The sequence below is a fragment of the Rhodoferax sp. genome (assembly GCF_039922535.1).
GTDB lineage: Bacteria > Pseudomonadota > Gammaproteobacteria > Burkholderiales > Burkholderiaceae_C > Rhodoferax_B.
This window is the reverse complement of sequence record NZ_JBDTEM010000284.1, coordinates 1-9,267: the sequence shown is the minus strand read 5'-3', so window position 1 is coordinate 9,267 and position 9,267 is coordinate 1. Positions and strand designations below refer to the sequence as shown.

12 protein-coding genes are annotated in these 9,267 nt (G+C 62.9%); 9 read left to right on the top strand and 3 right to left on the bottom strand.

The genetic code is table 11. The features are described 5' to 3' along the window. The 5 genes from ABI213_RS13195 to ABI213_RS13175 form a co-directional block, all read left to right on the top strand. Window positions 1-596, top strand: a 596-nt coding sequence (locus ABI213_RS13195; protein ID WP_348027456.1) for an FAD-dependent oxidoreductase, incomplete at its 5' end; no start/stop codon positions are given. Between the two features lie 101 nt (window positions 597-697). After that, window positions 698-934, top strand: coding sequence for a type II toxin-antitoxin system VapB family antitoxin (locus ABI213_RS13190; protein ID WP_348027454.1), 237 nt, complete (start codon window positions 698-700; stop codon window positions 932-934). Further along, window positions 931-1,326 (top strand): PIN domain-containing protein, encoded by a 396-nt coding sequence (locus ABI213_RS13185; RefSeq protein ID WP_348027452.1) that lies wholly within the window; start codon window positions 931-933, stop codon window positions 1,324-1,326. The genes ABI213_RS13190 and ABI213_RS13185 overlap by 4 nt, the downstream gene beginning before the upstream one ends. Before the next feature lie 88 nt (window positions 1,327-1,414). Continuing rightward, window positions 1,415-2,470: a hypothetical protein gene (locus ABI213_RS13180; protein WP_348027450.1), complete on the top strand. Its 1,056-nt coding sequence runs from the start codon at window positions 1,415-1,417 to the stop codon at window positions 2,468-2,470. 105 nt (window positions 2,471-2,575) lie between these two features. Then, entirely contained in the window at window positions 2,576-3,166 is a 591-nt protein-coding gene (locus tag ABI213_RS13175; protein WP_348005458.1) for a DUF4126 domain-containing protein, read from the top strand. A 66-nt stretch (window positions 3,167-3,232) separates the two neighbouring features. Here the strand turns inward: ABI213_RS13175 and ABI213_RS13170 are convergent, their stop codons facing one another. Beyond that, window positions 3,233-4,003: a VOC family protein gene (locus tag ABI213_RS13170; protein WP_348005455.1), complete on the bottom strand. Its 771-nt coding sequence runs from the start codon at window positions 4,001-4,003 to the stop codon at window positions 3,233-3,235. A 97-nt stretch (window positions 4,004-4,100) separates the two neighbouring features. On the opposite strand from ABI213_RS13170, the gene ABI213_RS13165 reads away from it, so the two are divergent. The 3 genes from ABI213_RS13165 (at window position 4,101) to ABI213_RS13155 (ending at window position 5,751) form a co-directional block, all read left to right on the top strand. After that, entirely contained in the window at window positions 4,101-5,021 is a 921-nt protein-coding gene (locus ABI213_RS13165) for a glyoxylate/hydroxypyruvate reductase A (RefSeq protein ID WP_348005456.1), read from the top strand. Then, a complete protein-coding gene (locus ABI213_RS13160) occupies window positions 5,021-5,512 on the top strand; it encodes a YbaK/EbsC family protein (protein WP_348005457.1) in 492 nt (163 codons plus the stop codon). Before ABI213_RS13165 ends, ABI213_RS13160 begins: the two co-directional genes overlap by 1 nt. A 65-nt stretch (window positions 5,513-5,577) precedes the next feature. Further along, a complete protein-coding gene (locus ABI213_RS13155; RefSeq protein WP_348027448.1) occupies window positions 5,578-5,751 on the top strand; it encodes a DUF1289 domain-containing protein in 174 nt (57 codons plus the stop codon). A gap of 102 nt (window positions 5,752-5,853) precedes the next feature. Here the strand turns inward: ABI213_RS13155 and ABI213_RS13150 are convergent, their stop codons facing one another. Beyond that, the gene (locus ABI213_RS13150) at window positions 5,854-7,581 is read right to left on the bottom strand and encodes a cation acetate symporter (RefSeq protein WP_348027446.1); all 1,728 of its coding nucleotides are present in this window, start codon (window positions 7,579-7,581) and stop codon (window positions 5,854-5,856) included. After that, entirely contained in the window at window positions 7,578-7,886 is a 309-nt protein-coding gene (locus ABI213_RS13145; RefSeq protein WP_348007862.1) for a DUF485 domain-containing protein, read from the bottom strand. Before ABI213_RS13145 ends, ABI213_RS13150 begins: the two co-directional genes overlap by 4 nt. Window positions 7,887-8,135: 249 nt before the next feature. On the opposite strand from ABI213_RS13145, the gene ABI213_RS13140 reads away from it, so the two are divergent. Beyond that, a partial coding sequence (locus tag ABI213_RS13140; protein ID WP_348027444.1) for an MFS transporter occupies window positions 8,136-9,267 on the top strand: 1,132 nt, incomplete at its 3' end.

The following is a 9,267-nucleotide window of genomic DNA, read 5'->3' as shown; positions in this document are numbered from 1 at the left end:
TGGCGGGTCTGTCGGTGCAGTGGCATTTGGGCACCACGGTGCACAGCGTGGAGCCGTTGGACGGTGCGTTGTCGCTCACCCTGGGCAACGGCCAGACCCTTGCCGCCGACGTGGTGCTCAGCGCCATCGGGTTGCGGGCCGACACCACGCTAGCCCAGGCTGCGGGCATCGCCTGCGAGCGCGGCATCGTCGTCAATCGCCAGTTGCAAACCAGTGCCCCCCACGTGTGGGCGCTGGGCGACGGCGCGCAGTACGCCAGTGCCGCCAGCCCCGGTGCGCCCACCGGCCGTACCTTGCCCTATGTGATGCCCATCATGGCGGCGGCCAAAGTGCTGGCGGCCAATTTGTTTGGCAGTGGTGCCAATATGGCCACGCTGGAATTTGCCGCCATGCCGGTGGCCATCAAAACCCCGGCCCTGCCCATCGTGGCGCACCCACCGGCACCCGGCCATCTGGGTGCGTGGGTTGAGCAGACGCTGGGCGAATGGTGGTTTGCCCCGGCAGACGCACCGGAGCGCGCGCACGGCTTTGTGCTGACGGGCCCACACACCAGCAAGCGCATGGCTTTGGTCAAGCAAATGGTGCCAGTGGCTTAAACCACGGCGCACCGGCATGCGATGGGGCGGAGCGATCCGCCCCATCGTTTTTTTGGCATCAGTGTGTATAATTTATTAAATTTATACACACTAAGGCGTTTATGCGCACCAACATCGTCATCGACGACCAGCTGATGGATGCCGCCATGCAGGCTGGGGGCTTCAAAACCAAGCGCGACGCGGTGGAAGAAGGCTTGCGTCTGTTGGCCCGCCGCGCCGCCTACCAAAACTTGCGCGCCCTGCGCGGCAAGCTGCAGTGGAGTCTGGACGGCGACTGGAGCGCCACCGAGCCCGTGCTGCAGTCGCCCACGGCGGAATACGCGGTTAAAAAATCGTGATCACGGCCGATTCCAGCATCTGGATCGACTACTTCAAAGGCCCGGCCACGCCGCACACCGAGGCGCTGGATGCCGTGCTGAACGACAGCTCCCACGAGTTGGTGCTGCTGGACGTGGTGCTGATGGAAGTGCTGCGCGGCTTTCGCCACCCGCAGGAGCTGCGGCTGGCCAAACAGGCCCTGGCCGCCTTGCCAGTGGTTACCGCAGGGGGCGAGGCCATCGCCTTGCTGGCCGCCGACATTTACCGCGACCTGCGCCACAAAGGCCTTACCGTGCGCAGCCCCATCGACCTGCTGGTGGGGGCCTGGTGCATCCGCAACGATTGCGACCTGATCCAGAACGACCGCGACTACGACGGTATGGTGGCGTTCATGGGTTTGCGAGGGGCGTAAATACGTTCTGGCACTTCCCGTAGCATCCGCGGGTGCGGTAACCTTCGCCGCCGTTCATGCACCTATACCCATAAGCCAAAGAGACACCATGAAGATCGTTACAACCGTCCAGCGCCTGTGCCTTGCCCTGGGGCTGGCCGCGCTGGTGCCTTGCGCACTGGCCCTCGAAATCCCCGGCAACCCGCCAGCCAAAGACATTCTGGACCAGCAGGTCACTATTGGTTCGCGCAGCCTGGTGCTGCCCGAAGGCCGTTGGACCTACATCGCTCAGGCGCAGTGGAGCACGACGCAGGGCCCGCCGCCGCGGTCGCCGGTGTATGCGGCTTACGCCATGGACGTGCAAAACGGCCGGATGCGCGGTGGCATTGTGTTGGAGATGCCCTCGCGCACCACCCTGGCGGCCGACTGGAAGGCCGAGCGTTGCAGCGCCCACAACCCGCAGTACAGCGAAGACTTTGGCAGCACCCTGGCCATGCCCGAATGCCTGCAAATTTTCAAGCGGAGCGGCCATTTGCTGGGCCTCCAAGCCGACTTTTACGCCCAAGCCCAGCAGTGGGTACAGGCCAAATCGGTACGTCTGCCCGGCGCGGTGTACGAGGTGGTCTATACCAAGTATTCGCGCAACGACTACGGCCGCATCCGCGTATTTGTGCCCGCCCAGGCTATGGACAACGACGAAGCCATGCTGGCCTGGGCAAAGCAACTGCCCGACGCGCTGCGCAGCCTGATGGAAAAACGTGACACCAGCGCGAAACTGCCCGCGCTGCCGCCGCTGCCCGCCGAGGCGGTGGTCGAAGCCACTGCGGTGCTACCCGTCTTGCCTGGGGTTGCGCCGGTGATCGTGCCCTACACCGCGTCGGGTTTCGCCAAGGTGGAGGACATCGACGCCCTGCCTTTCAAAACCGAAACCGTGCGCAAGATCTACCGCCAGTGGCTGGACTTGCCGCTGCCGCGCGCCTTTGCGTTTTCGTCCGAGAAGGTGATTGCCACGGCGGGCCTGGACCCGGCGGATGTGACCGAACCCGCCGACCCGTCCGACCGCGCTCTGGCGCGTTGCCGCCGCATCAGCAAGACCCCGTGCCAGTTGTACGCGGTGGACAACGTGGTGGTATGGGTGAAACCGGCCGACGCCCCGGCCCCTTAAAGCCACGGCGCCATGGATAGCTTCAGCACCTGGCTACAAACCCTGGGCCACAGCGGTGCCAGCACGGCAGCAGACGCGCTGGCCCAGGGCAGCGCGCATCTGGACATGCCCGCGCTGCTGGCGCTGGCCGCTGCGCTGGGCTGGGCCAGCGGCATCCGCCTATACGCCGTGGTGTTTGCCACCGGGCTGACCGGGGCGCTGGGCTGGTGGACCCTGCCTGCCGGGTTGCACGTGCTGCAGCACCCGGCCATGCTGGCGGCCAGCGGGGCGATGCTGTTTATAGAGTTTTTTGCCGACAAGATTCCGGGGCTCGACAGCCTGTGGGACGTGCTGCATGCGGTGGTGCGCATCCCCGCCGGGGCGGCGCTGGCCGCTGCGGTGTTTGGTGCCGATAGCGGCACCATGGGCGCGGTAGCCGCCTTGTTGGGCGGCTCGCTGGCCGCCACCTCGTTCGCCACCAAAGCCGCCACGCGCGCGGCCGTGAATACCTCGCCCGAACCTTTTTCCAACCTCGCCCTGAGCTTTCTGGAAGATGGCATGAGCGTCGGCGCGCTGTGGCTGGCCGCGCACTACCCGGTCAGCTTTGGCGTGGTGCTGTGCGTGGTGTTAGTGCTGAGCATCTGGCTGCTGGTGCTGCTATGGTCATTTTTAAAGGCTTTGGTGCGGCGGGTGCGGGGCTGGGTTGCCTGGGTTTAAATTTAAGAAAAATAGGCCTCTAGCGCAGATGTCACCTGCGCTGGCAGCTATATAAACCATAGTATTTCAGCGCGTTCCCAGCAGCGCAAACTGCGCGCCTTGTGGGTCGGTGCACTGCACAATCCACATATTGCCGGGTACTTCCATCGGGCCGTTGAGCACCTGCCCGCCGTGGGCGCGTACCCGATCGGTCGCTGCGTCGATCTGCTCCACATGGATGTAGTACAGCCAGCTGGCGCGGGTGCCGCCGTCTGCGCGCCGCATCATGCCGCCCACGGGCGCAGCACCGGTGGCAAACAGCTGGTAGGTGCCCATGGGCCCCATGTCCATGGTTTCGGCGGCGGTCCAGCCAAACAAATCTACATACAGGGCCAGGGCTGCGGCATCGTCCACCGCGTGCAGCTCGTGCCAGCCAAAGGTGCCGGGCGTGCCTGCAGGCGGCGGGGCAGGGCGCTCGGCGGGCAGGCCTTTGAACAGTGCAAAGACCGCGCCTTGTGGGTCGGCCACCATGGCAAACCGGCCCACGCCGGGGATATCAGTGGCCGGTACATGTACCGTGCCGCCCACTTGCACCACACGGGCGGCGTGGGCATCCACATCGGGCACGCTGATGTAGCCGCACCAGCCGGGCTGTGCACCGGCAGCCTTGGCTTCGGCGGGCAAGGTCATGATGCCGCCTACCTGGGTGCGGCCTGCCGATGCCAAGGCATAGCGCATGCCGGGCATGCCCGCGTCCTGTGTCGTCCAGCCCACCACGGCCTGGTAAAAGCGCTCGGCGGCCGGGCCGTCGCTGGTGACCAGTTCGTACCAAACAAATTCGCTGGGGGTGCTTGTCATGGATGTCTCCGTCGTGGAATGGGATGGCAAATTCTAGGCACCGCCGCCGCGCCAGCGGACACAATATGCGGAAAATCTGAAACAAAAGGAAACTGGGATGCGGATCGCTTTGTACAACCCCGATAGCCGGGCAGAGTTTTGGATCGATGGCCTGCACGCAGTGTGGCCCGATGCCGAGGTGGCGCTGTGGAGCCCTGGCAGCGCTCCGGCGGATTTCGCCATTGCCTGGACCCCGCCGCAGGCGTTTTTTGACGAACAGCCGGGCCTGCGGGCCGTGTTCAACCTGGGCGCGGGCGTGGATGCGCTTATGCGCTTGCGCATACCCCCGCAGACCCAGGTGGTGCGGCTGGAAGACGCGGGCATGGCGGTGCAAATGGCCGAATACGTGTGCCATGCCGTACTACGGCATTTTCGGGGGCTGGATACCTATGAGGCCGATGCCCGCGCCCGGCGCTGGCGCTATCACCCAGTGGTGATGCGCAGCGACTTCCCGGTGGGCGTGATGGGCCTGGGCGTGCTGGGCTCGCGGGTGGTGCAGGCTTTGCGGGGCTTTGAGTTCCCGGTCAACGCCTGGAGCCGCCAGCCCAAAATGGTAGATGGCGTGCAGTGCTTCGCAGGCGGCGACCAGCTGGATGCCTTTTTGGCGGCCAGCAAGGTGCTGGTCTGCCTGCTGCCGCTGACGGTAGACACGCAGAACATTCTGAACCACCGCAATCTGTCACGGCTGCAGCCGGGCGGCTACGTCATTAACGTGGCGCGCGGTGCGCACCTGGTGGATGCCGACCTGCTGGCTCTGCTGGACAGCGGCCACCTGGCCGGGGCCATGCTGGACGTGTTCCGCACCGAGCCGCTGCCGCCTGAACACCCGTTCTGGGGCCATGCGCAGATCAGTATCACCCCGCATATGTCGGCACGCACGCTAGAGGCAGAAAGCCTGGCGCAGATCATCGCCAAGCTGCAGGCGCTATTGCAAGGCCAGCCGGTGGACGGCCTGGTGCAACGCGAGCGGGGTTACTGATGTGCGGCGCTGAACTCAAGCCTCTGCCCGAAGGCGTGCAACGCGTGGCCGCGCTCTTGCAAGCCCAAGGCCACCCGCACCTGCCGCAGATGCTGGACGATGCCGCCCGCACCGCGCAGCAGGCGGCCGATGCGCTGGGCATTGCGGTGGGGCAAATCGCCAAGAGCATCATTTTTAAGCGCCTATCCGACGACGCCGCCGTGCTGGTCGTCACCTCGGGGGACCGGCGGGTAGACGAGCAGAAAGTCACCGCACGGGTAGGGCCCGTGGGGCGGGCCGACGCGGCGTTTGTGAAGGCCCGTACGGGTTTCAGCATTGGTGGCGTGGCCCCGGTGGCGCACGCCGTGCCCAGCGTCACTTTGATTGACAGGGAGCTGTTTCGGTTTGCCGAGATCTGGGCGGCCGCCGGGCATCCGCACGCGGTGTTTGCGCTCTCGCCCGACGACCTGGTGCGTCTAACGGGTGCGCCGGTGGCGGACGTAGTGCTGTGAATACTATGGATTCCATAGCTGCCCGTGCAGGCGCTATATGCGCTGGAGGCCTAAAAGATGCTGAAGTGGCATCGCCCTGTGTCGACATCTGCGTGATGGACGTACGGGGCCAGCAGTGCATCGGTTGCCTGCGAACGCTGGACGAAATCGGTGCCTGGCGCTCCCTGGATGGTCCTGGCAGGCTGGCGGTGTGGGCGCTGATTGCCCAGCGCGCCCAGTCGGGTAAGTTTGGGGGCTAAAACAAAAAAACCGTTTGGACCGGCCGGATCGAAAGGTTTCGACCAGACCTGCACAAACGGTTTGGGATGGCCCGCTCAGAAGGCCATGTTGGGCAAACGTGTTTAGTGTCCTGATGCGCCCGAGGCACCGTATCCGGTTTCCGAACGCACTTGCTGCGATTTGAAGGCATCGCGTTCTTTGGCGGCTTGCGGGCTGCGGTCCAGGACCGAGAACAGCCAGATGCCGACAAAGCCGATGGTCATGGAAAACAGCGCTGGCGAGGTGTACGGGAACAGGGCCGAGCCCTTGGCATAACCCAGCGTCGCTTCCCACACCGCAGGCGACACGATGGTCAGACCCACGGATGAGACCAGCCCCATGAAGCCGCCAATGACGGCACCGCGGGTGGTGCAGTCTTTCCACAGCACCGACATGAACAGCACCGGGAAGTTGGCCGATGCCGCAATCGCGAAGGCCAGGGACACCATGAAGGCGACGTTTTGCTTCTCGAACGCAATACCTAGCACCACGGCCACGACACCCAGCGCCACGGTGGTGATGCGTGATACCTTCAGTTCAGAGGCGCTGTCCGCTTTGCCCTTTTTGAACACGGTAGCGTACAGGTCGTGCGACACGGCCGAGGCACCCGACAAGGTCAAGCCCGCCACCACTGCCAGGATGGTGGCAAATGCCACGGCCGAGATGAAGCCAAAGAAGACGTTGCCGCCCACGGCCTTGGCTACCAGCACGGCCGCCATATTGCTCGATCCGCCGCCGCCCTTGATGATGCCTTTGGCGGTATCCGCGAACTCGGGATTGGTCAGCACCAGGGTGATGGCACCAAAGCCGATGATGAAGATCAGCACGTAGAAGTAGCCAATCCAGGTGGTCGCCCACAGCACGGACTTACGGGCTTCCTTGGCATTCGGCACGGTGAAGAAGCGCATCAGGATGTGCGGCAAACCGGCGGTACCAAACATCAGCGCCATACCGAAGGAAATCGCCGAGATCGGGTCTTTCACAAAACCGCCTGGTCCCATGATGGACAGGCCGATCTTGGCCGCGGCATCGGGCATCTTGCCGTCGTTCAGGGCGAACTGGGTTTTGACTTCGACTGCTTTGGCAAACAGTGCTTCGGGGCTGAAGCTGAATTGCGCCAGCACCATAAAGGCCATGAAGGTCACGCCCGCCAGCAGCATGCAGGCCTTGATGATTTGCACCCAGGTGGTGGCCGTCATGCCGCCAAACAGCACGTAGACCATCATCAAGCCGCCCACAATCACCACCGCGATCCAGTAGTCCAGGCCAAACAGCAGCTTGATCAGTGCACCGGCACCCACCATCTGGGCGATCAGGTAGAACGCCACCACCACCAGCGTACCCGAGGCCGCAAACATGCGGATCGGGGTTTGCTGGAAGCGGTACGCGGCCACGTCGGCAAAGGTGAATTTGCCCAGGTTGCGCAAGCGCTCGGCCATCAGAAAAGTGATGACCGGCCAACCCACCAGGAAGCCGATAGAGTAGATCAGGCCGTCGTAGCCAAAGGCCATGACGGTCGCGGTAATGCCCAGGAAGGAGGCCGCCGACATGTAGTCGCCCGCAATCGCCAGGCCGTTCTGGAAGCCGGTGATACCACCGCCTGCGGTGTAGAAGTCGGAGGCCGATTTGGTCTTGGCCGCCGCCCATTTGGTAATGAACAGCGTGCCCACCACAAAGATGCCAAACATGCTGATGGCCACCCAGTTGGTGGGCTGCTTGTCTACCTGGCCCAGGTCGCCACCGGCGGCCAGTACCGCACCGGCTGCCAGCATCAGCGCTACCGCGCCCAGAGATTTCAGGATAGCTTTCATTGGGCGACATCCTTCAGGATTTCAGCGGTCAGACGGTCGTATTCGCTGTTGGCGCGGCGCACATAAATGGCGGTGATCAGTACGGTGAACACAATCACGCCCATCCCGATGGGAATGCCGATGCTGGTCACGCCCGCACCCATGGGGGTGGCTAAAAATGATTTGTCGAACGCAATCAGTCCGATGTAGCCGTAGTAGGCGACCATCATCAGCGCGGTGAGCAGCCAGCCGAAGCCGTTGCGCTTGCGTTTGAGCTCATGGTATTTGGGATTGGCCTCGATTCTGGCCACGATGGGGTCCGTCATATGTGTCTCCTGGAGGTTGAGGTGTTGTGAAGTGTTGGAAGGCCCCGCCAGCAAAACGGGTGGGGCCTTGTGACCGCAGCGCCAGTGTGGAGAGCGACACTGACCATGAACTTACGAAAACTCCACCCAAGGGTATGTACTTAAAGCGTAAGTGAATGTGTGTTTTTGTCAGCAAATGGTCAGGGTGTTTTTTTAAATTGCATGCAGGTCACCCTAGAGGTGGCCCTCACAACATTAGGAGACAAACGTATGGCAACGACAACGGCGGGCATGGCCCCACGGCCCATGACGGGTGAGGAAAAGAAGGTCATCTTCGCGTCCTCGCTCGGCACGGTTTTCGAGTGGTATGACTTTTATCTGTACGGCTCGTTGGCGGCCATCATCGCCAAGCAGTTTTTCGGCGGACTCGATCCCACCTCCGGCTATATTTTTGCCCTGCTGGCGTTTGCGGCGGGCTTTTTGGTGCGGCCTTTTGGCGCGATTGTGTTTGGCCGTTTAGGCGACATGATCGGGCGAAAGTACACCTTCTTGGTCACCATTTTGATCATGGGTTTGTCCACCTTTGTGGTGGGCTTGCTGCCCAGCTATGCGTCCATCGGCATTGCCGCCCCCATCATCCTGGTGGCCTTGCGCATGCTGCAAGGGCTGGCTCTGGGCGGCGAGTACGGCGGTGCCGCCACCTATGTGGCCGAGCATGCCCCTCAAGGTAAACGCGGCGCCTATACGGCCTGGATCCAGACCACGGCGACGCTGGGGCTGTTTCTGTCGCTGATCGTCATTTTGGGCTGCCGCGAAGTGCTGGGTGCCGACTTTGATGTCTGGGGCTGGCGTATTCCGTTCCTGGTGTCCATCTTGCTGCTGGGTGTGTCGGTGTGGATCCGTTTGACCATGAACGAGTCGCCCGCTTTCCAGAAGATGAAGGCCGAAGGTAAAACCTCCAAGGCCCCGCTGACCGAGTCCTTCGGCCAGTGGAAGAACCTGAAGGTGGTGATACTGGCACTGGTGGGCTTGACCGCTGGCCAGGCCGTGGTGTGGTACACGGGCCAGTTTTATGCGCTGTTCTTCTTGACCACGATTGCCAAGGTGGATGCCACCACGGCCAATCTGTTCATTGCCGTGGCCTTGGTGATCGGTACGCCGTTCTTCATTTTCTTTGGTGCGCTGTCCGACAAGATAGGCCGTAAGCCCATCATCATGGGCGGTTGCCTGATTGCGGCGCTGACGTACTTCGCGGTGTTTCCTGCGCTGCTGCAATACGCCAACCCCGCACTTGTCGCCGCACAGAAGTCGGTGCCCGTGGTGATTACCGCCGACCCGGCGCAGTGCTCGTTCCAGGGCAGCCCGATTGCACGCGATATCGACTTCACCAGCTCGTGTGATA

What these genes read in the sequence shown, in the direction of transcription:
- ABI213_RS13190 (WP_348027454.1), top strand. Translation starts at nt 698, where the DNA reads ATGCGCACCAACATCGTCATCGACGACCAGCTGATGGATGCCGCCATG.
- ABI213_RS13180 (WP_348027450.1), top strand. Translation starts at nt 1,415, where the DNA reads ATGAAGATCGTTACAACCGTCCAGCGCCTGTGCCTTGCCCTGGGGCTG.
- ABI213_RS13175 (WP_348005458.1), top strand. Translation starts at nt 2,576, where the DNA reads ATGCCCGCGCTGCTGGCGCTGGCCGCTGCGCTGGGCTGGGCCAGCGGC.
- ABI213_RS13170 (WP_348005455.1), bottom strand. Translation starts at nt 4,003, where the DNA reads ATGACAAGCACCCCCAGCGAATTTGTTTGGTACGAACTGGTCACCAGC.
- ABI213_RS13165 (WP_348005456.1), top strand. Translation starts at nt 4,101, where the DNA reads ATGCGGATCGCTTTGTACAACCCCGATAGCCGGGCAGAGTTTTGGATC.
- ABI213_RS13160 (WP_348005457.1), top strand. Translation starts at nt 5,021, where the DNA reads ATGTGCGGCGCTGAACTCAAGCCTCTGCCCGAAGGCGTGCAACGCGTG.
- ABI213_RS13150 (WP_348027446.1), bottom strand. Translation starts at nt 7,581, where the DNA reads ATGAAAGCTATCCTGAAATCTCTGGGCGCGGTAGCGCTGATGCTGGCA.
- ABI213_RS13145 (WP_348007862.1), bottom strand. Translation starts at nt 7,886, where the DNA reads ATGACGGACCCCATCGTGGCCAGAATCGAGGCCAATCCCAAATACCAT.